Below are 22,303 nucleotides of genomic sequence, written 5' to 3'. Positions count from 1 at the left end.
TTAATGATCTTCTGTTGCCGATGCCATAGCTAAATAGACGATCGTCAACACCATAAAAATAAATGCTTGTAATGTAATAATTAAAATATGAAAAATGGCCCATGGTAAAGATAGAGCCCATTGTGACCACCATGGTAATAGTGCAGCAATTAAAATGAAGATTAGTTCACCTGCATACATGTTACCGAATAGTCGTAATCCTAAAGAAACAGGTTTAGCTAATAAGCTAACAAGTTCAAGGATTAAGTTGATTGGCGCAAATGCCCAATGATTAAATGGATGTAAGGTATATTCTTTAATAAACCCTGAAATCCCTTTATATTTGATTGAATAAATAATGATAAGTGCAAACACGCCGAGTGACATTGACATTGTAATGCTAACATCAGCTGTTGGTACCACTCTTAAATGAGAAAGACCTAACCATTGCGCTGCATAAGGTAGAAAATCAACAGGGATAAGGTCCATTAAATTCATTAAGAAAACCCAGATAAACACTGTTAAAGCAAGTGGCGCTATGAGTTTATTTTGACCTGTAAACATGTCTTTGACAGTATTATTAACAAATTCGAAGATCATCTCGACTGCACATTGTAGTTTACTTGGTACACCACTGGTTGCTTTCCTTGCTACACGATGGAAAATCCATAAGAAAAGCACACCAAGTAAAATTGAGAAAAATAATGAATCAAGATTAAAGGTCCAAAAACCCGAACCCACCTGCAAGTTCTCAAGGTGATGCTTAATATAAGCTTGTGGTGAAGCTGGAGAGGAAACTGACATATAACCCTCTTACCTATTTCTAATAATAAAAAAAACACTGCTTATTTTTAACCTTAAAAGGTATAAGCAATCGCTGTAATAACCGAAGCTACTATTTTAAACCCAATTGCCTATATTAAGTCAACAACTGATTAACAAAATTAAGAATTTAGACACTTTTTACTAATTTTGTGTAAAGAATAGAAGCTGTAAGAATAACTTTATTAGAAATATTACCCCATCAATAGCTAAATTAATGGGGATAAATGGCGCTAATTTTGCGCTTTGACTGCTTGGGCAATTTGTTCAGCTAAGTTTTGAACTTCGGATTGATCGGTTCCTTCTACCATAACTCGAATAAGCGGTTCTGTGCCTGATTTACGAATCAAAACTCTACCATGGTTACCGAGTTGTTGTTCGGCTTGTTTAATGGCGGTTTTTACTGCATGACTCTGTAGAGGATCATGTTGGCTTGTGAATCGAACATTGATTAATACCTGCGGCAACATAGTCATACCACTACAAAGATCGGCTAAAGACATATTATTGTGTACCATTGCAACCAATACTTGTAAACCAGCGACAATGCCATCCCCTGTGGTTGTTTTATCTAATAATAAAACATGCCCTGAATTTTCAGCACCGAGTCGCCAGTTTTTTTCAATGAGTTTTTCTAGTACATAACGATCGCCAACTTTCGCTCTTTCAAATGGGATACCCAGATTTTTTAGCGCGAGCTCAAGCCCCATGTTACTCATTAATGTGCCGACAACGCCGCCTTTTAGTTGCCCCTGTCTTAAAGCCTCTCGGGCGACGATATAGATGATCTGATCTCCATCAACTTTACAGCCTTTATGATCGACCATAATAACGCGATCACCATCACCATCTAAAGCAAAACCTAAATCCGCTTTTTCATCAATGACACGTTTGGATAATGCTCTAATGTCTGTAGCACCGCAATTATCATTGATGTTGACGCCATCTGGTTCACAACCGATTTTTATCACATTGGCACCAAGTTCACGTAATACTTTAGGGGCGATATGGTAGGTTGCCCCATTAGCACAATCGACAACAATTTTTAAACCAGATAAGCTAAGATCATGGTTAAAAGTACTTTTACAAAATTCAATATAGCGGCCAGCAGCATCAGTGATACGACTAGCTCGGCCCAGTTGTTTTGATTCAACGCAGTCTATTGGTTTTTCAAGCTGAGCTTCGATCTCTAATTCAATTTCGTCATCAAGCTTTTTACCCTCTGTCGAAAAAAATTTGATACCGTTATCATAAAAAGGGTTATGTGAAGCTGAAATGACAACCCCAGCATCTGCACGAAATGTTCGGGTTAAATAAGCAATAGCAGGCGTCGGCATTGGTCCGGTAAAAGCAGCAGCAACGCCCGCTGAAGCAAATCCTGCTTCTAAAGCTGATTCAAGCATATAACCTGAAATACGGGTATCTTTACCGATAATAACTTTTTTTACTCCATCTTTCGCTAATACGCGACCGGCAGCCCAACCTAATTTAAGTGCAAAATCTGGTGTGATAGGATATTGCCCCACTTTTCCTCGAATTCCATCGGTTCCAAAGTATTTTCGATTCGACATGTTTATTCCCTCACACAAAAGTAATTTTGATTAACTCATTTATAATGAGTAATTTTTATTATTAAACATTAATAATTACACGCCAATAAGGTGTAATTAATGACTAAATTATCGTAAAATATTTAAATTTTACTGAATGTTAACTGTAATTTTAATCACGATTATCATTGGCAAATTTTAATAAAACTTGGCTCTCTTTTATAAATCGCTTGGCATAAGGACCAAACCATTTGGTGACTTCATTGAAATTTTCAACAAATTTAGTCTTATCTCGTTGTTCAATTAATTTCACCATTTGGCCAAAACATTCATAATAGCGTTTAATTAGTTCAATATTATCATCGGATGCCATGATGATATCGGCATAGAGCTCGGGATCTTGAGCAAATAAACGCCCCACCATCATGAGTTCTAATCGATAAATCGGTGATGATAAGGCGATGAGCTGCTCCAAATCGGCTTGTTCACGTTGTAGATTAACGCCATATGAAAAAGAGGTGAAATGGCGTAAAGCTTGAATAAACGACATACATTTATCATGTTCTTTAGCGTCAATTGCGCATAAGTTAGCACCCCAAATTCGCATTTGCTCGATAAGCCATTGGTATTGTTCTGGATAACGACCTTGGCAATAAACAATAATTTGTTTGGCTAAATTTGGCACGTCTGGACCAAACATTGGGTGTAATCCAACTACTGGCCCTGAATGTTTATCAAGCATGGCTTGTAATGGTTTGACTTTTATAGACGTAAAATCAGTTAAGATACAATCTTTGGGTAATGGCGGTAATTGTTCAATGATTTCGCATGTTTTGTTGATAGGTACTGTAACAATAACGGCAGCGGCATCAGCGACAACTTCGGCTGCTTGATGCATGGTTTTAGAACCCAGCGTTTTAACTTGATAGCCAGATAATGTAAATAAACGAGAAAACAGGCGCCCCATTTGACCATTACCACCGATGATGACAATTGATCCGCTACCTGTATATACTTTTTTGAAACCTTTATCGTTTTCACTGATGTAAGACTCACGCATTAACCGGCGTAAAATATCCTCAATTAAAACGGGTGATATGCCTAAATTTTCGGCTTCGTGTTTACGTTTAGCTAACATATCGGCTTCACGTTTGGGATCATAAATCGGAATTCCATGTTTGCTTTTTACCTCACCAACTTTGGCAACTAATGCTAGTCGTTGACTAATTAAAGCTAAAATTGATTTGTCGACTTCATCAATTTTATCGCGTAGTGTGAGTAATTCCGTTGACATAGATGGGATTCCTTTAGCACAAATTGAAGCTTTTACTGTAATAGCTTAACAGTATAACGTATTTTTGGTAGCATGAGTCAATGACAACGTTAATTCCAGTATAATAAATTTATTATGAAAGTTATCTCATTTAATATTAATAGTCTTCGCGCCAGAATTCATCAGCTCGCTGCGATTATTGATATCCATCAGCCTGATATAATCGGTTTACAAGAAACGAAAGTACATAATGATCAGTTTCCGGTTGAAGAGTTAGCCCAATTTGGTTATCACTTACATTATCATGGGCAGAAAGGGCACTATGGTGTTGCACTTTTAACCAAGCAACAGCCCATATCAGTACAATGTGGCTTTCCCACCGATGAACAAGATGCCCAATGCCGTTTAATCATGGCACAATTACCCACCAATGAAGGTAATTTAACGGTGATTAATGGTTATTTTCCTCAAGGCGAAAGTTTACATCATGAAATCAAGTATCCAGCAAAACGTAAGTTTTATCAGGATCTGATTGATTACCTAAAACAGCAACAATTAAGTGAACAGCTCTGTTTAATTATGGGCGATATGAATATTTGTCCAACTGATATTGATATTGGAATATCGGAAGATAGCCGTAAACGCTGGCTACGTACTGGTAAATGTTCGTTTTTACCTGAAGAGCGAGATTGGATGAACAATTTACTGTCGCTTGGCTTTACAGATACTTATCGTAATGAACATCGAACAAAACAGGAATATTCTTGGTTTGATTATCGTTCCAAAGGCTTTGATACGGGTACTGGGCTTCGAATTGATTTAATTTTAGCCAGCCCAAAACTGTTATCTTATTGTCAGCAAACAGGTATTGATTATGAAATTCGGGCAATGGAAAAGCCGTCTGATCATGCGCCAATTTGGGCAGAGTTTGATTTAGTTTAAGTTTATACACCTATTTAGTAAGGATAATAGCATGCAAAGTCGTTCAATTTTATCAGTTAAAGATCTTAATCAAATGGTAAAAGATGTACTTTCAGATGCTATTGGCCAGATTTGGTTAGTGGGTGAGATTTCTAATTTTTCTCGCCCATCATCAGGTCATTGGTACTTCACGCTAAAAGATGATGCAGCTCAAGTGCGATGTGCAATGTTTCGTAATAGTAATTTTCGAACGGGCTTTACTCCCCAAAATGGCCAGCAAGTTTTAGTTCGAGCAACTGTCACACTTTATGAAGCACGCGGTGAATATCAACTGGTGATTGATCAGCTACAACCAGCAGGTGCAGGTTTATTACAACAAAAATTTGAACAGTTAAAGCAAAAACTATCCGACGAGGGGCTATTTGATGCTATTTATAAAAAACCCTTACCGGATAATATTCGAACAGTAGGTATTATTACTTCATCAACCGGCGCAGCACTACATGATATTTGTCAGATATTAAAGCGCCGAGATCCAAGTTTGCATTTAATTATTTATCCAACACAAGTACAAGGTACTGAAGCTGCCGCGCAAATTGCTCGAATGATTGAAATTGCCAATATTCGTCAAGAATGTGATGTATTAATTGTTGGCCGAGGAGGGGGATCATTAGAGGATCTTTGGTCTTTTAATGAAGAGGTCGTAGCAAGAGCGATTTTTGCTAGCCGTTTACCGATTGTCAGCGCAGTTGGGCATGAAATTGATTTTACCATTGCCGATTTTGTCGCTGATGTTCGAGCTGCTACGCCTTCGGCTGCTGCTGAATTAGTTAGCCAAGATAGCTTAGATCAAATAAAGCGGTTACAAATTCAAGAACAGTATTTATCTATGGCTATTGATTACTATTTAACAAGATGCCGTGAAATGTTAAATAAAGGGTATCATCGATTACAAACTCAACATCCGCAAGCAAAGTTAGCCAAACAGTTAAATGTACTATTAACTTATCGTCATGCCTTATATGACAATATTCAGCAATATTTGCTTCGACAAACAAATCGATATAATTACTTAGATAAAAGATTGTTACGTCTCTCTCCGCAAAATACGATAAGCGCTTTACAGCAGACAATTAATCAACGTCAGCAACAAATAATCCATCTGATTGAGCAAAAATTTACTCAATCACAACATCAATTCGCCTTACAAACCTCACAGCTTAATAGTGTCAGTCCACTTGCCACATTAGAACGAGGTTATTCAGTGACCACAACGGTTGATAATGCGGTGGTCGGTTGTGCGGCACAAGTGACCGTTGGTGATTTCATCATTACCAGGTTAAAACAAGGTAAACTTGTTAGTCAAATTACTACAATTGATGATAAAGATATCACCTCAAAGTGATCTCAGTGAATATAAAAATTAAGAGTATTCGATCTAAATTGAATAAGCTTTATCACAAGGTTGATATTTAAATTGGTTGTTCACTATATTTATTAATTGAATTGTCAAAACTTGCTGAAAATTATATTTTTTATCGATATTTCAAGGTGTTATTTGCTTTGCAATTTAGGCTGGCACTAGTATATAATTCGAGCATAACAAATTATTATTTTATTTAAAAAGTGTATGAATCCTCCAATTGGTATTGATTTAGGTACGACCAACAGTTTAATTTGTGTCTGGCAAGAAGGTAAGCCAACGTTGATTCCCAATGCTATCGGTGAAGTTGTAACACCTTCTGTGGTAAGTATTGATGAAGATGATTCTATTTTAGTTGGCCGTGCAGCGCTGTCTCGCTTAACGACTCATCCTGATAAAAGTGCTGCCGCATTTAAACGATTTTTAGGTTCAAATAAAATTTATGAGCTAGCCGGTAAAAAATTCACCCCAACAGAACTTTCAGCATTAGTTTTAAAATCGTTAAAAGCCGATGCCGAAGCATTTTTGCAACAAGAAATTCGTGATGTTGTTATTTCTGTTCCGGCTTATTTTAATGATGAACAGCGAAAGCAGACTCGTTTTGCTGCCGAGTTAGCTGGTTTAAACGCAGTTCGTTTGATTAATGAACCAACCGCTGCTGCCATGGCCTATGGACTACATGAAGAACAATCAGGTAATACGTTAGTATTTGATTTAGGTGGCGGGACCTTTGATGTAACCGTACTTGAATATGCTCTACCGATTATTGAGGTTCACGCTTCAGCGGGTGATAACTATCTAGGTGGTGAAGATTTTACCCATGAAATTGTTCAAGCTTGTTTAAGTGAATGGAAGCTTAAACAACAAGATATTGCTGTTGATGATTATGCTCGATTATTAGATTTAGCTGAACAAGTCAAATGCAAGTTAAATGGCGAACAAATGCAATATTTAACTTGGTTTTGGCAAGATAAAGAGTGGCAATTTGAACTTAATGAAAGTCGAGCTAAAGTGATTTGGCTACCACTGCTTAATCGTTTGCGAGCGCCTGTTGAACAAGCCTTAAGTGATGCGCGTTTAAAGCCTGCTCAACTTGAACATATCGTATTAGTAGGGGGATCATCACAGCTAGGTGTGGTGCGTGAATTGGTGACTAAACTTTTTGGTAAATTACCTTATCGTCACATCAATCCGACTACAATTGTGGCACAAGGTGCGGCGGTACAAGCGGCTTGCCGTTTGCGCAATCAAGATGTTGAAGAGGTAATATTAACTGATGTCTGTCCTTATACACTTGGTATTGAAAGTTGTTCAGGTAAGGTAAGTGGCTTGTTTTCACCTATCATTGAACGTAACACTATTGTGCCAACGTCTAAGGTAAAAACGTTTTATTCAACGCAACCACAACAAAAAGCGATCTGCATTTCGGTTTATCAAGGCGAAAATCCTCGAGTAGAAAATAATGTGTTAATTGATGAGTTTGAAATACCACTTACACCGATGGAAAAAACACAGGGTGTTGATGTTCGTTTTAGCTATGATTTAAATGGATTATTAGAAGTTGACGTTGTTCTACTTGAGACCGGTGAGCAATATGGTAAAGTGATCGATCAAAGCCCAATTGGATTAACCGATAAGCAAAAACAGGAAAGCCATGAGCGGTTAAAAGCGTTAAAAATACACCCACGTGATGAAATGCCAAATCGTACTTTATTGGCAAGATTAGAGCGTGCATGGGCGCAATCACTAGGCGATGAACGACTGTTGATTGGATCTTATATTGAAGATTTTTTAACGGTATTAAATCAACAAAATTTAGATGAAATAAATCAGATGCGCAGTGAAATTGAGTCACAATTAAACGATTTAGGTCGGTAATTGCTTAGCTGCATGATTTGATAAACGTTTAATTCCCCCCTTTTTATTTAGTTGATTTAAAAAAGGGGGAAGTTTGGCTAACGACTTTTGCTTTATTCTAAAGGCGGACCAAAACGATTGAGCTGTGTAAAACTAGGCTGATAACAAGGATACAGTAAAAAGATTAACAAAAATGTGTTTATACTAAAAAAGTATTTTTGTCCTTGATAGCTATCATTCAGACGTCGTTTTATGGCAAACACGATATTTATTCCGGCAAAAATATAAGATATCGTCAAGAGTACAGAAAATATATTTGGCGTCTGATTATATATATCCATAAATGTCTTACCGTAAGCAATGATAATCAAACTAACAAATAACTGTTTCGCAAATCCAGATAGGTCAGTACGGCCATTCCAACGCCAAAATTGCGTCCATTCATTTTTAGGCAGCGATAACGAGTTTAAATACGCTTGTTTTTGGTTATTTTGGGCTAAAAGCAGTGTGGCACAAAGTCGCAGTATCAAATCATTATCCGTGTTATCTTTTAACTCTTCTAATTTTTCAAGTTCAGTTTCTGAGCATATACCATATTTTTGAGATAAAAGTGCAATCATTGACTGTATCAATTGTGCTGGTTGGTGATGGCTGGCGTTTTGTTTGAAGTTATTCAAATAAGGTAAATCCCCGCTTTTCTGCAAATTAGTTGCTACTTTGATTAATGCTTTATCATCACCAGCAAAGTTTTTTAGTATTTGATCTAGCTGTTTAGCTTGCGAAGGTTTATTTAAGACAATCTTATATAAAAACATTAAATAAATTCGATTGCCATTTTTTAATTTTGCATGCCATGAGTGTGCTAATTTTTGCTCAATATCATTAAAATCAACGTTGTTTGACTCATCAATAAAAGACTCTATCGAATCGGGATAACTGATTAACATACTATTAATCAATTTATTATCATTATTAATCAAACTGTATAATTCATCGCTAGTTTGCCATTTTGGATTTTTGAAAATATCTATAATGGGTTTAAGTGCATTATTATTCGATAAATTAAAGGTATTACTGTGTTGTTGCAGGTATTGAGCGGTTTTAAAAGGCGAGTTAACAATGGCTAGCGCCAAGATACATTCACGATACCACTGCCAATAGTTATTTTTGTTGTAAAATATTGTGTTGTCATTGGGTGGTGAGGGTAATTGATAAACATTTTGAAATTTAAAATATACAACCCAGTCATACATCTCCATATGGGTGTAGTTTAGATTTTTATAAAGATGTAATATTGCGATGTCAGGTAAATGATCAAACCTATCAAGGAACAACCGGCTATATAAAAACTGATCGCCATTTTCATCTGGATCAAATCTAGCGGGAATAGGTAAGTTTTCATTATTATCATAGAGCCAAGCTTTGAACTCTTTCACTGGCGTAAGTCTTGATAGCCATGCTAAATGTTGTTTAGCTTGTCGCTTTAAATTAGTCAGAATAAATTGTTCAAATGGATCATCACTCTGTTCATCTAAAATTTGTTGTAACATTGTTTCGTTACCGTGCCGTAACATGATGGCATGACGATATAAACGCAGTAAGCGATTGCTACCATCATCAAGTAATAACATTGATAAGATTTGTCGGTAATTCCAGTTTGTACTTAAAGCCCAATTAATAAAATCTGCAATCTCCGTGTTATATTCGCTCGGATCAATTTTGGCTAATCGAGCGATGGTAGTTGGTGTAAATTGCGGAATGGTAAATAGATAATTGTCAGTTTTATCTACTTCAAGGCAGTAAGAGTCATTAAGCGCAACAAATAATAAAGGTAGGTAATTACTAGCATAATATGCACACCAACCCGCAATCCAACTTTCTGCTTTTTCTACATAATGCCCTGAATGGTAAAGATCAATCCAAGCTTGTAAAGCCTGCTGTTTATTATTGAGTAAAGTATATTGATTTGCCGCGATATATTTCCATTCAATAATCAAATGTTCGGCTTGATCTGGTTGTGTTATTGCTGATAGCGCATAGTCTAAAATTGCTTGATTTTCTAATTCAGCCACACAATGCCAGTAGCTTAAAGCAAGCATCAATGTTTTATCATCAGGCAAATAAATAACAGTATCTTGTTGTAAATAGGCGTAAAGGTCCGCTGAACGTTGCTCCCAATATATCCATTTGGCATTATACACATACTCAATTGTGACATTTTGTATTGACTTATTCGTTGTGGGTAAGGCGGTGTAATCAAAAAAATCCCCACCCTCAAGATATTTTAAAAAATTGTTGTAGTGTTCATATTGATCGGGATATTGAGTGATGAGTTGTTGTCGCCAACGCAAATTTTCGGCTAATAAGTTAACACATGATTGTGATATATTGGTAGTTTCATAACTTATTTCTAGCAATTGCCATTTGACGATATCTATTACCGCCATTGGATAATCATAAAACGAACCAATAAATTTTTGCCACTCATCAATTTTGTAACAACGGTTAGGATCGTTTAATAGCGCTTGATAAGCAGCACAAATTTCATTTGCTTGAATTTGTTCGTCACTTAAAGGATCGTTTGGTTTTACTTCAGATTCTGCTTGTGGTTGATCAATTACTGTTTCGGTGGATTGTGCATACAGTATTGCATTGTCATAGGCTTGGCGTAACGCTTTAAACCCCTCAGGATCCCTTTCAGGATGATAATCAGGTAACTTAGTTCGATATGCTTGACGAATAACTGCGATATCTTTTGTTGGAACAATTCCTAATAAATGCCAAATATCTTCATTCATGACCATTGATACTCCATTAATGATTCAGGTTTTTGTTGATCATCCAAATCAATAAACCAAGGTAAGCAGTTAAATGGTGCTTGTAAGTCTGAATATAAATTGGTCATGGTATGCGCGTTTGAAGCTCTGGATAATTCGCAACGTAGTAATTCTAAGTTTTCTTTATTATTTAGTGATATCCAATACTGATAACCAATAAACCAACTGGTGAAATAATGTTGCCAAGAGCTATAATAATATTGGGCACGAATACCAATTCTGAATAAAATCCATAATGCTTCTTGTTCGGTGATATATTTGTTTGTGATACCATTACGTAAAATATAGGCCATCCGTGCATAATCCCAACTTCGGATGCTAGCTACACCACATATAGGAAAGGTTTGTTTAACAAAATCAAGCAACACTTTTTGGTAGTCAGTTTGCTCGTTATAATACTTACACCAGTCAAATTCTGCATATCGTGAATAGATAAAATAATAGTGAGACAGTGTTGAAGCATGCCCATCATCGACCATATCAAACACGCAATTTAGTAAAGTTTCTCGAGAATCAATCCCCCAACTTTCGCTCATATCAACAAAATCTTGTTGAGGATAAAAAAATGGTGAAGTATAACTGGCACCCTTATCTTTATGTAATACAACCATCGGTGCTGACAATCCATATAACCAATCGATAATATCTTGATTCATATTTTTTATTTATATCATTACTTATATTATTTAATATAAAAAGATAGCAGATTTAAGCTTAAAAACGAAATTGTTATTTAAATTAATGGGATTAGATACATTTTAAAAATCCCTTTGATTGAGTGAAATGAATCTTAGACTTGTTGCAGTTACGGTAATTATATTTTGCAAATCAATGTCAACAAGGCATAATAAAAGCAAAGTAATCACTATTTGATTACTAAGAAGCAATAAATAAAAAGGAGTCACCATGAAAAAAATTGCTTTATTTGCAATATTCATATTTGGTGTGTTTATGTTGCAAGGTTGTGTTGCTGCCGTAATTGGCGCAGGGGCGGGCGCTACTGCTAAAGTGGCTTCAGATCCACGAACAGCAGGAACACAAGTTGATGACACTACACTTAATTCACGTATGGGCATGAAGTTAAAAGATAACGCATCCACATTTATTGGATCCCATATTGCAACAACTGCTTATGATGGCAATATTCTTTTAACTGGTCAGGCAACAAATGAACAAATAGAAAAAGCGGATAGCTTAGCCCATGAAGTTGAAGGGATAAAAAAAGTTTATAATCAAATTCGTGTTGGTGAGCCTGTTGATGCAGGTACCATGACGAATGATGCGTGGATCACTACCAAAGTAAAATCTCAATTAGTTTTTAACGCTGAAACAAAAGCACGTAAAATAAAAGTTGTGACCGAAAACGGAGAAGTTTTTTTAATCGGTATTGTTACTGAGCAAGAAGGCAAATCTGTTGCTGATGTCGCGAGTAAAGTTGATGGCGTTAAAAAGGTGATTACGCTCTTTACCTCTCCAGAAAATTAATTTATCTGATGATTAAATGGGGAACTCACTCCCCATTTTAATTGCAATTAACCTATAGATTGAATCCGAGTAATTAATTGGCTTAATCCGTGTAAACGTGAAGGGCTTAATTCATCAGTAATTTTGAGCTTATTTAAAACAGCTAGAAAATCAATATTACAAATTTGCTGGGCTGTTTTATTGTTTGCCAATATAATCAATATAGCCAATAACCCTTTTACAATCCTACCTTCACTTTCGCCTTGAAAAATAAATGTACCATCTGGTTGTTTTTGCCAAGTTAACCATACTCGATTTTCACAACCTTGTACTAGGTTTTGCTCTGTTTTGAATTCGTCTGGAAAATCAGGTAACTGTTTGGACAGTATAATTAACTGACGATAACGATCTTGCCAGTTTTGTTGTGCTAAAAATAATTCAGTTAACGTTTGCGGTGATAGCATAATTAAACCCTTTTATCGCTGATTAATTACCAAATAGATTAAGCTAATGCCTATGTTTTAGGCTATAGTTAACTCAATACCTCCATCGCATTTTTTAATGCTGTAATGAATTTATCAATATCTTCCTGGTTATTATATGGCATGAGCGATATACGGATCACGCCTTGGCAACCTAATTTGCTCATCAAAGGCTGGGCACAAATCTCGCCAGTTCGAATAGCAATTTGCTGCTCACTTAATAAAATCGCGATATCATTGTGGTGAATTTGATTAATATTAAAACTAATAATGGGGCTATTATCAACGCTGTAAAACTTGATATTAGCTAATTGTGTTAACTGTGTTTTAGCATACTGAGATAATTGATCTGTATATTGCTCAAGTTGAGCCAATGACCAATTTTTAAGCCATTGCAGTGTGGCATCAAATCCTATAATTCCAGCAATATTAGGGGTACCTGCTTCGAACTTATAAGGTAGATCTGCCACAACAAATTCTGTTAATGATGCCTTTTTTAACATTTTGCCCCCACCTTGCCAAACCGCCATTTGTTCAAGTAATGCTTTTTTACCATATAAAATACCTAGACCTGTTGGACCATATAATTTATGAGCAGAAAAAGCATAAAAATCAATGTTAAGTGCTTCTACATTGATCGGTTGGTGAACAATACCTTGGGCACCATCAACCACTAAAATAGCGTTATATTGATGTACTAACTGACTTATAGCGACTAAATCAGGGCAAAATCCAGTGACATTTGACATTTGCGTGATAGCTACAATTTTAGTTCGTGATGAAAGTAGTGATGTCAGTTCATCAACATTGGACGACCATTTTATAATTTTGGCCCCGGTTTGCTGCGCAACAATTAGCCAAGGTAATAAATTGCTATGATGCTCTAATTCACTGACAATAATTTCGTCATCCGGCTTCAATAAAGGGCGAGCATAGCTTTGTGCAATTAAGTTAATTGATTCAGTCGCCCCTTTGGTCCAAATAATTTCACTACTGTTTTTGATTGCAATTAAATCAGCAACATTTTGTCTGGCCTGCTTGATTGCTTCTGTCACTTTTACCGCATCGTGATGTAAACTACGCTCAGCAGTTGCCGTATTATGGGTATAATATTGCACCGTTGCATCAATCATCGCTTTAGGCTTGAGTGCGGTTGCTGCTGAGTCTAGGTAAACACTTTCGCTAGTTAATGCTGGAAAATCCGCTCTAAATTGTTTAGGCGAAAAATGTTTATTGGCTGAGTTCAAGTCCGGCGATACCATTCCAGTAACCATTACAATCTCGTTTATGTTCAATGTTTAATGGATGTGATCCATCTTCATTTGCTTTAAATTGCTTAACAATATCGAGTGTTGCTAGCCCAAGTGGCGAAATTCTAACGATATCGACAAGTCCTTTCATGTCTTTAAGATTATTTCCTAAATTGTAACAATAACCACTTTGTGTTTGAATGCCATTTAGTACAAAGACCTTTTGTTGTTCTTGAGAAAATACTTCTCGACCAACCGGATATTTGATACAACAAGTTTCACATTTATCTTTAGGCTTATCTTCTGATCTTGCAGTAAAACAACGCGCTGAATACGCTAAAGGTAGATAGCCGTAACTAAACACTTCAACTTCAAACTTTCGTTCAATATGTAAACCATCAAATTGATTAAGCACATTAGTTAACCAATCACGTGACAGTTCAACCGGCATACACCAACGTATCATACCTTGTTTTTGTAATAATTTTAAGGTTAAAGCGTTATAGCAATTAATCGCAGGGCCTGCTACAAAGGGTAATTTATGTTCTTGCGCTATATTAATTGCAGCTAAGTCATTCGCCTCAACTAAAAAGTCGCCATTATTAACTAATTGTCGTAAATCATTAAGTTCTGAAGGGGCTTCGAGTAGTGCAAGTGTTGACAAGACAACTTGCTTACTTGATTTTGCGATCTGCTTTGCTAATTCTAACCAATTAGCCACTTTCATTTCACGACGCTTAGTGCATACGGTCTCACCCATATAAATAATATCAGCCTCACTATCTTTAGCTGCGTGATAAAAAGCTTCAGTTTCGATTTTAGGCCAATAATAAAGCACTGGACCTAATGCGTATTTCATAGTTTTGCTCACTATATTGATATTTTATTGTTAAAAATGATTAATAATAATTGTTAATCGACATCATTTCTTTAAAAAAGAAGCGATTTAAAAAAGATTAAATCTTTTTTAAATGTTTTATTGTGGTGTTTTAAGTCGACCAATATCACATTATTGCCATTTGCGATGGTATGCACCTAATGTTGTCTGCGTTCCCTCAGAAACCGAACCAAGTGTATCCATCCAACTTTTTTCTGCCTGAAATGTTTGAGGATTTGCTTTATAGCGATCTATCGCTTGGCGCCAGACTTTTGTTACTTGTTCAACATAAGCCGGACTACGCTGTCGCCCTTCAATTTTAACTGATGCAATATTGGCTGCAAAGAGTTCGGGTAATAATTCGATAGTGTTTAAGCTCGTCGGTTCTTCAATCGGGTGATAAAGTTCATTACCAACAAAATAACGCCCTTTGCAAAGGGTTGGATAGCCGGCGTTTTCACCTTTTTTATGGCAGTCAATTAACACATTATTTAAACGGGACTCAAGACCTTTTTCGGTCTCCTCCCAACGTACAAATTTTGCGGGTGAACAGGCGCCAACGGTATTAGGTGATTCGCCAGTTAAATAAGACGATAAATAACAGCGACCTTCAGCCATAATACATAAACTACCAAAAGCAAACACCTCTAAAGGAACCGGTGAAACTTGTGAAAGTTGTTTTACTTGATGCATAGATAAAACGCGGGGTAAAACAATACGATGTACGTGAAAATTATTATAATAAAACTTAATTGATTCTTCATTGGTTGACGACGCTTGCACCGACACATGACGTTCAAGATTTGGATACTTCTCTGCTGCGTAATCAAGCATGGCCAGATCTGCAATAATTAATGCGTCAGCGCCGATATTAGCTGCGGTATCTACCGCATGTTGCCAGCGCTCAAAGTTTTCAGGGTGAGCGAAAGTATTAATCGCAATATGCAATTTTTTACCACGCTTATGCACATAGTCTGAAGCTTCTAATAATCGTTTCTCATTAAAGTTTAAACCGGCAAAATGACGAGCATTAGTGTCATCTTTCAAACCGATATAAACAGCATCAGCGCCATTATCAATTGCCACTTTTAGTGAAGGTAAAGATCCAGCAGGGCACAGAAGTTCCATAATAATTCCTAACTTATGTTATGTATTCAATACGTGGTGTATTATGCAATAAATTATCATCTAATGCGAATAGAAAGCTAATTTTAGCTAAAAGAACAGCACAGGTTTAGTTTTGGGTATTATAAAGTTAACAGTGACTAATTAATATTGAAGATAATAAGGAATTAAACTAGTCAGTCACGGTGACACTATAAAATAGTAGCAACTAACTAAGCTGATTTAATAAATTAATGACCAGATATTAACTATTTTTTACCTGGTCAGGATGTTATAAAAAATTAACTTAATTAATTCTCTATTTTAGCGCATTTTCAAAATTAGTCATATTTTGCTCTGATTTTAATCGGTTTATACAGGCATTAATTGCTTTACTGGCAGTATCTTGTACTAATTGATAATTATTGATCTCCCATTCATTAAAGGGCTTAGTTCTCTCTTCTGGTGTCAGATCGTTTTGCTCAGAACAATCAAAACGAAATCCGTTAGTACGTATAGTGGTGTTATAAATAAAATTATATTTATTATCGGTTAATCCATCATAAATTAATTTAAATTTATAAGGTTGTATGGTTATAACATTGTCTTTTTGGTTATTAGCATCGAATTTTTTAATTATTGTATATAACTGTGGGGTTAAATAATCCATAGTTTTATTTGGAACTGACTTAATATAATTACCGACTAAGTCTTCTTTTGAAAAAGTATTAATGTTACCACTATTGGCACCAAAAAATGCGGTGGCAAATTGTACCACTTTTAAACCAACAACTTTGGCTGTATCTCCACGAGAGACAATATTTAAATAATTATTTGTATCGTTTACAACGTGACCATTAATCGCGTTTTCAGTTAAAATATCAACTGTTGTGCCATTATTTAACGTTATTGTATCGGTATTTACAATTGTTGTTCTAGGTAGTGACTCTCTATTAGCACAAGAAATTAAGCCTAACATACTACAGGTTACTATAAACAATTTAAAAAGTTTCATCATTATTCCTATTATGTATTATTGATTTTTTATTATTTTTCATTAAGTTATGTTAAAATATATCTATAAAGTTTTTTTGATGCGTTTTCATTATGGTTGTAAAAGTATCGAATGTCGAGATTTGTTTGCCACATTTGAGCTTAATTGATGCATGTATATTTTCGATTAAAAAATTTTTATTTGTATTTTTGTTTTGTATGTTTACATTCGATCAGTGTTAATTCTTACCTGATTTAATAATTAACATGCGATAAAATATACATAAAAAAACGTTGATGTAGTCTTAAGTAGTGCTTTTTGTTGGAGGCGGACTATATATTACAATTAATCAATTTGAACATATTCTGGCAATAAAGCGGCAAAACCTTTATACTATGCCGTCATTATTGGTATCACTCTATAGAGTTTTACTAAAACACTCCGTTCTTTAACATCATCAATTGGAAAAAAATTTATGCATCCGATGCTTAATATTGCTATTCGTGCTGCTCGTAAAGCAGGTAATGTTGCCATTAAGGCTTATGAAAACCCAAGTTCAATCGAAATTGATACTAAAGGTGCTAACGATTTTGCCACTAATGCAGATCGTGCTGCTGAATCACTTATTATTGAAACAATCAAAAAAGCGTATCCTGATCATACGATTATTGCTGAAGAAAGTGGTTTAGCTAAAGGTAGTGATGCCGATACGCAGTGGATAATTGACCCAATTGATGGTACGACCAATTTTATTAAAAATATCCCACATTTTGCAGTTTCTATTGCGGCTCGAGTTAAAGGTAAAACAGAAATTGCCGTTGTATACAATCCTATGAGTAATGAGCTGTTTACCGCGGCGCGAGGTAAAGGTGCACAGCTTAATGGGTATCGTATTCGTGTTAGCAATGCTAAAGACCTTGAGGGTAGTGTGCTCGCAACGGCCTTCCCATTTAAAGTTAAACAATATAGCGATAGTTATTTTGCGGTATTGCAAAAATTATTTGTAAGATGTGGTGATTTTCGCCGTAGTGGGTCTGCCGCGTTAGATTTAGCTTATGTAGCAGCAGGCCGTTTAGATGGCTTTTTTGAAATTGGCTTAAAACCTTGGGATATTGCCGCAGGCGAGTTAATTTTACGTGAAGCAGGTGGCGTTATCACCGATTTTGCTGGCGGCAATAATTATATGGTTTCGGGCAATATTGTGGCGGGTAATCCTCGTGTGGTCAAAGATTTGTTAGTTTCGACCCAAAACGATTGGCCAGAAAATTTGCGTAATTAATTGTACTTTCTTTATTCGAAATGCAGGGTTGTAGCCTTGCATTTTGCTTTATACTAGCCATCAACTACAAAAAGTCATTTTCGTTATTTTGCGTCATCTAATGACGTCATTGAACAATTAACGTGTAAACCTTGATTGTTTAAATAGTCACTGCCCCATATATACATTGATTCAAGTACTGGTTTAATGCTTTTGCCAAAGTTTGTTAAAGAATATTCAACTTTAGGCGGTACCACTGGAAAAACTTGTCGATGAATTAAGCCATTAGATTCAAGTTCGCGTAGTTGTTGGGTTAGCATTTTAGCTGTAGCCGTAGGGATTTCCTTACGTAACTGAGAAAATCTTAAGGTAGTTTTAGCCATAAGTTTCCATAATATGAGCGATTTATATTTACCACCAATCATATTGATGGTGGCATCAACAGGGCAATAGGTTATTGTTTGATGTTTGTTTTCACAGCAGCTTTTATTGATTGATTTATTTTTCACTTAATTATCTTGATAGTATCTTTTTGGGTAGTATATATCAAAAAAGTGCATTCTTGTTAAAAGGATAATTAATACTACAATATGTACCACACCAAAAATTAAGGGATGTGTTAAATGAAAACTGTCGAATACCATTTTTTTGTTGAGGATATGAGCTGTGCATCATGTGTTAGTCGAGTTGAAAAGGCGCTGAGAAAGATTGATGGTGTCATTGATGTTAGTGTGAATCTTGCGACTGAAAAAGCAACCGTTAATGCAAATTCGAATGTTAAGTTAGACACACTCATGTCAGCTGTGGACAATGCCGGATATCATGCGGTAAAAATTACTGATCAACAAATGCACCATAAAGATGTTGATAAGCAAGCTTCACTTTGGCCTATTGTTTTGTCTATTATCTTGTCTGTACCTTTTGTCATCCCTATGTTACTTGAACCGTTTGACATTAATTTGATGCTACCTGCTTGGTTGCAATTTATTCTTGCTTCGATTGTGCAATTTGGACTAGGTGGTAAGTTTTATCGTAGTGGGTTTAATGCGTTAAAAGCATTAACCGGTAATATGGATTTATTAGTCGCAATTGGTACCAGTGCCGCTTATGGCTTGTCGTTATATCAGCTTATTAGTGGTCATTATGATCACCTCTACTTTGAATCATCAGTGGTGATTATTACCTTAATTTTGATTGGTAAGTGGTTAGAGTTAAGAGCGAAGCATCAAACAACCCAAGCAATTGAAGCTCTTTCAGCGTTACGACCAGAGATGGCATTAGTCAGGCAAGGTAACCAAGAAGTGAATGTACCTATCGACCAGGTAAAAGTAAATGATATTGTGGTGATTAAACCCGGTGAACGTATTGCTGTTGATGGTATTGTTATTGAAGGTTCATCCAGTAGTGATGAGTCGATGTTAACAGGGGAAAGCTTTCCTGTAACTAAATCCATTAATGATATTGTTACTGGGGGGACAATTAATGGTGAAGGGTTGCTGATAGTGAAAACTACCGCAATTCAAGCTGACTCAATGCTTTCAAAAATTATAAATATGGTTGAATCAGCCCAAGCTAAGAAAGCACCAATCCAGCGAATTGTAGATCGTATCAGTGCGATTTTTGTACCGGTGATTTTGGTTATTGCGTTGGTAACCTTGCTGTTTTGGGGAGTAATTTATCATGATTGGCAACAAGCCTTGCTTCATGCCGTTGCCGTATTGGTTATTGCGTGTCCATGTGCTTTAGGATTGGCAACACCTACTGCGATTATGGTGGGAACGGGAGCAGCGGCTCGTCAGGGGATTTTAATTAAAGATGCCGAAGCGTTAGAAACGCTGCACAATATTAATACGATCGCATTTGATAAAACCGGTACGTTAACAGTAGGTAAACCTGAATTAGTGGAAATTGACGTCGTCGGTACTGAAACACCCGAGCAGATTTTATCAATTGCGGCATCAATGCAAGCGGGGAGTGAACATCCTTTAGCTAAAGCGATGTTATCTAAAGCTAAGCACTATAATTATGCACAGAATATTACCTCAGTAGCTGGTTCAGGGATTATGGCAATGATTGATAATACCGAATACTATTTAGGTAGTTTACGCTGGATGAAATCGTTAAATGCCTATTTTGTGAATATGGATGATAAAATCAATGAGCTTACCGGTAAAGGTTACACTATTTCATTTTTGGCTAAACAACAATCAGAAAATCAGGTCGTAATTTTGGCTTTATTTGGTTTTTCTGATGTCATTAAACCTGAAGCCAAAAATGCAATTGAAGCATTACATCAATTGCATGTTACCAGTGTTATGTTAACTGGCGATAATCAGCAAGCGGCTAATTATGTCGGGCAGCAGTTGCGTTTAGATAAAGTGATTGCTGAAGTTTTACCGCAAGATAAAGCAAACTATATTTATCAATTACAAAAAGAGAGCCATAGTGAGCATAATAATTTAGTTGCCATGGTCGGCGATGGTATTAATGATGCCCCTGCATTGGCAGCCGCAGATATTGGCATTGCTATGGGAACGGGCACCGATGTTGCTATGCATACGGCGAGTATTACATTAATGCGTGGTAATTTGTACCTTATTGCTGATGCCATTGATATTTCGCGTCGAACATATAATAAGATAAAACAAAACCTGTTTTGGGCGTTTTTCTATAATTTAATTGGCATTCCATTAGCTGCTTTAGGATTTTTAAATCCAATGATTGCAGGTGCTGCCATGGCTTTAAGTAGCGTTAGTGTGGTAACAAATGCATTACTGCTTAAACGTTGGAAAGCGAGAGCCGATAACCAATAACGGTCGTTGAATTAAGGCGGTCGTTTATGCCGCCTAATCGGGTCATTTTCTGGCAATAGGTTTGTTTGTCTGCATATTGACCATTTACGTCAAACTAAAATGGATTTGCGATCCTTTTCCTTGTTCAGTAATAAATACGCCGACGGCACAAATTATCTGTTCATTATAATAAACTAAAGGAATGCGGGTTCGCATCCAAGGTGGAATATGGTGCTCTTGCCATAATTTTTTGATTGCTCTTGAACCCTGACGATTGACAATTTTTAGCTGTCCTTGTGCATGAAAGCGTACAGTTACATCTTCGTCGGCACGAGGTAAGCGGCAATTTAAGTTGTGCTTATTATTGGCGTGTAATTCACCAATATGATCAGGTAAGACTAACGATGATGATAAATCCCATTTAAGCACGTGTTGTTCAATATTTTGATATAGTGGCAACAGGTAGAGTTGGTTTTGGTAACGGCGGATTTGTTTATTATGCAAAATAAATTGTGGATTGGCATCGTCTTTCGCTTGCGCAACAGTTTGCCAAATTAGCGTGAGCTGTTTTTGGCTTGGCATGATAACTTGTTGTTGCCGAATCCACATTCGTAAAATAGCATTGCGTTTATATTCGCTATAATCAAACAAGGGTTTTAAGCGTAGCTGACCTTGAACGGTGATCACTTGTTGATACTCGGACAGTAATAGCTCGTTAATTAAGGCTTCTTGTTGTTGGCATAACTCGGCACTTCGAGCGACCATTTGCGGAAAATGTGGCCAACGTTGATTGATAATTGGTAAAACATTTAAACGTAAAAAATTGCGATCGTAATGGTCATCTTGATTACTTTCATCTTCTATCCAAGTTAGTTGATTTTGATTCGCATAAGTTTCTATCTGTTTGCGTGATATCGATAATAATGGGCGAAGATGTTGTCCATTTTCGATGGGCATAGCAGAAAGTCCAGCAGGACCACTACCTCGCTTTAAGGCTAATAAAAAGGTTTCGCACTGATCATCAAGATGTTGGGCTGTGCAGAGCATTTCATCACTTTTTAAGTGATGATGAATTGCTTGATAGCGGGCTTCTCTAGCTTGTTCTTCGATATTCTTGTTCATATCATCAAGCTTCACTTTTTCAATAATTATAGGTACTTGCCATGTTTGGCATTGTTGTACACAATGGTTTGCCCAGTTATCGGCATTTTGACTTAAACCATGATGAATATAAATAGCCCTAATTTGTAAATTGGGTAAAAGCTGTTTTTTCAACATTACCAATACATGCAGTAATACCGTCGAATCGACGCCACCACTGAAAGCTACCAGTAGTGCATTACTGCCTTTTAAATGATGTAAAACGGTTTGTTTTATTACGTCATCAAGCATTGGGTTGTGTGTATTGTTCATATTACAG

At 36.3% G+C, this 22,303-nt stretch carries 18 protein-coding genes; 6 read left to right on the top strand and 12 right to left on the bottom strand.

What is annotated here, in order from left to right:
* The 3 genes from atpB to tyrA form a co-directional block, all read right to left on the bottom strand.
* Positions 1-783: a F0F1 ATP synthase subunit A gene (gene atpB / locus J3U66_RS09795; RefSeq protein WP_267348831.1), complete on the bottom strand. Its 783-nt coding sequence runs from the start codon at positions 781-783 to the stop codon at positions 1-3.
* Between the two features lie 251 nt (positions 784-1,034).
* Positions 1,035-2,372 carry a phosphoglucosamine mutase gene (glmM, locus tag J3U66_RS09790; protein ID WP_267333959.1) on the bottom strand — a complete coding sequence of 446 codons (1,338 nt, stop codon included), beginning with the start codon at positions 2,370-2,372 and terminating at the stop codon, positions 1,035-1,037.
* 151 nt (positions 2,373-2,523) lie between these two features.
* The gene (tyrA, locus tag J3U66_RS09785; RefSeq protein ID WP_267333958.1) at positions 2,524-3,645 is read right to left on the bottom strand and encodes a bifunctional chorismate mutase/prephenate dehydrogenase; all 1,122 of its coding nucleotides are present in this window, start codon (positions 3,643-3,645) and stop codon (positions 2,524-2,526) included.
* A 114-nt stretch (positions 3,646-3,759) separates the two neighbouring features.
* Here tyrA and xthA point away from each other — a divergent pair, with 114 nt between their 5' ends.
* From xthA to J3U66_RS09770, 3 genes are all read left to right on the top strand, one after another.
* Entirely contained in the window at positions 3,760-4,566 is an 807-nt protein-coding gene (xthA, locus tag J3U66_RS09780) for an exodeoxyribonuclease III (protein ID WP_267333957.1), read from the top strand.
* 31 nt (positions 4,567-4,597) lie between these two features.
* Entirely contained in the window at positions 4,598-5,950 is a 1,353-nt protein-coding gene (gene xseA / locus J3U66_RS09775) for an exodeoxyribonuclease VII large subunit (protein ID WP_267333956.1), read from the top strand.
* 225 nt (positions 5,951-6,175) lie between these two features.
* Entirely contained in the window at positions 6,176-7,846 is a 1,671-nt protein-coding gene (locus J3U66_RS09770; RefSeq protein WP_267348830.1) for a molecular chaperone HscC, read from the top strand.
* Positions 7,847-7,938: 92 nt separating this feature from the next.
* On the opposite strand, the gene J3U66_RS09765 is transcribed toward J3U66_RS09770, so the two are convergent.
* Both J3U66_RS09765 and J3U66_RS09760 read right to left on the bottom strand, forming a co-directional pair.
* Positions 7,939-10,629 carry a hypothetical protein gene (locus tag J3U66_RS09765; protein WP_267348829.1) on the bottom strand — a complete coding sequence of 897 codons (2,691 nt, stop codon included), beginning with the start codon at positions 10,627-10,629 and terminating at the stop codon, positions 7,939-7,941.
* Complete coding sequence (locus J3U66_RS09760) at positions 10,620-11,318, bottom strand: DUF1266 domain-containing protein (RefSeq protein WP_267333953.1); 699 nt, start codon at positions 11,316-11,318, stop codon at positions 10,620-10,622. Before J3U66_RS09760 ends, J3U66_RS09765 begins: the two co-directional genes overlap by 10 nt.
* Before the next feature lie 250 nt (positions 11,319-11,568).
* Here J3U66_RS09760 and dolP point away from each other — a divergent pair, with 250 nt between their 5' ends.
* On the top strand, positions 11,569-12,147 hold the full coding sequence (dolP, locus tag J3U66_RS09755) for a division/outer membrane stress-associated lipid-binding lipoprotein (RefSeq protein WP_267333952.1): 579 nt from the start codon (positions 11,569-11,571) through the stop codon (positions 12,145-12,147).
* A gap of 47 nt (positions 12,148-12,194) precedes the next feature.
* Here the strand turns inward: dolP and csdE are convergent, their stop codons facing one another.
* The 5 genes from csdE to J3U66_RS09730 all read right to left on the bottom strand — a co-directional run bounded on the left by csdE (position 12,195) and on the right by J3U66_RS09730 (position 16,854).
* Positions 12,195-12,590, bottom strand: a complete 396-nt coding sequence (gene csdE, locus J3U66_RS09750; RefSeq protein WP_267348828.1) for a cysteine desulfurase sulfur acceptor subunit CsdE — start codon at positions 12,588-12,590, stop codon at positions 12,195-12,197.
* A gap of 68 nt (positions 12,591-12,658) precedes the next feature.
* Positions 12,659-13,882, bottom strand: coding sequence for a cysteine desulfurase CsdA (gene csdA, locus J3U66_RS09745; protein ID WP_267333950.1), 1,224 nt, complete (start codon positions 13,880-13,882; stop codon positions 12,659-12,661).
* Positions 13,839-14,717, bottom strand: coding sequence for a U32 family peptidase (locus J3U66_RS09740; protein WP_267348825.1), 879 nt, complete (start codon positions 14,715-14,717; stop codon positions 13,839-13,841). Before J3U66_RS09740 ends, csdA begins: the two co-directional genes overlap by 44 nt.
* 150 nt (positions 14,718-14,867) lie before the next feature.
* On the bottom strand, positions 14,868-15,863 hold the full coding sequence (gene ubiU / locus J3U66_RS09735) for a ubiquinone anaerobic biosynthesis protein UbiU (protein ID WP_065633153.1): 996 nt from the start codon (positions 15,861-15,863) through the stop codon (positions 14,868-14,870).
* Positions 15,864-16,158: 295 nt separating this feature from the next.
* Positions 16,159-16,854, bottom strand: coding sequence for a hypothetical protein (locus tag J3U66_RS09730; RefSeq protein ID WP_267348823.1), 696 nt, complete (start codon positions 16,852-16,854; stop codon positions 16,159-16,161).
* Positions 16,855-17,308: 454 nt separating this feature from the next.
* On the opposite strand from J3U66_RS09730, the gene suhB reads away from it, so the two are divergent.
* Complete coding sequence (gene suhB, locus J3U66_RS09725; RefSeq protein ID WP_267333946.1) at positions 17,309-18,112, top strand: inositol-1-monophosphatase; 804 nt, start codon at positions 17,309-17,311, stop codon at positions 18,110-18,112.
* Positions 18,113-18,195: 83 nt separating this feature from the next.
* Here suhB and J3U66_RS09720 read toward each other — a convergent pair whose 3' ends face one another.
* The gene (locus tag J3U66_RS09720) at positions 18,196-18,516 is read right to left on the bottom strand and encodes a winged helix-turn-helix transcriptional regulator (protein WP_267348853.1); all 321 of its coding nucleotides are present in this window, start codon (positions 18,514-18,516) and stop codon (positions 18,196-18,198) included.
* 198 nt (positions 18,517-18,714) lie between these two features.
* Here J3U66_RS09720 and J3U66_RS09715 point away from each other — a divergent pair, with 198 nt between their 5' ends.
* Positions 18,715-20,904: a heavy metal translocating P-type ATPase gene (locus J3U66_RS09715; protein WP_267344387.1), complete on the top strand. Its 2,190-nt coding sequence runs from the start codon at positions 18,715-18,717 to the stop codon at positions 20,902-20,904.
* Positions 20,905-20,988: 84 nt separating this feature from the next.
* On the opposite strand, the gene tilS is transcribed toward J3U66_RS09715, so the two are convergent.
* Positions 20,989-22,275, bottom strand: a complete 1,287-nt coding sequence (tilS, locus tag J3U66_RS09710) for a tRNA lysidine(34) synthetase TilS (RefSeq protein ID WP_416379739.1) — start codon at positions 22,273-22,275, stop codon at positions 20,989-20,991.
* Positions 22,276-22,303: the final 28 nt, after the last annotated feature.

Origin of the sequence: Gilliamella sp. B2969, assembly GCF_026536195.1 — a bacterium.
Lineage (GTDB): Bacteria > Pseudomonadota > Gammaproteobacteria > Enterobacterales > Orbaceae > Gilliamella.
Note: the sequence above shows the minus strand (reverse complement) of the source record. Positions and strands in the feature narration are given on the sequence as shown.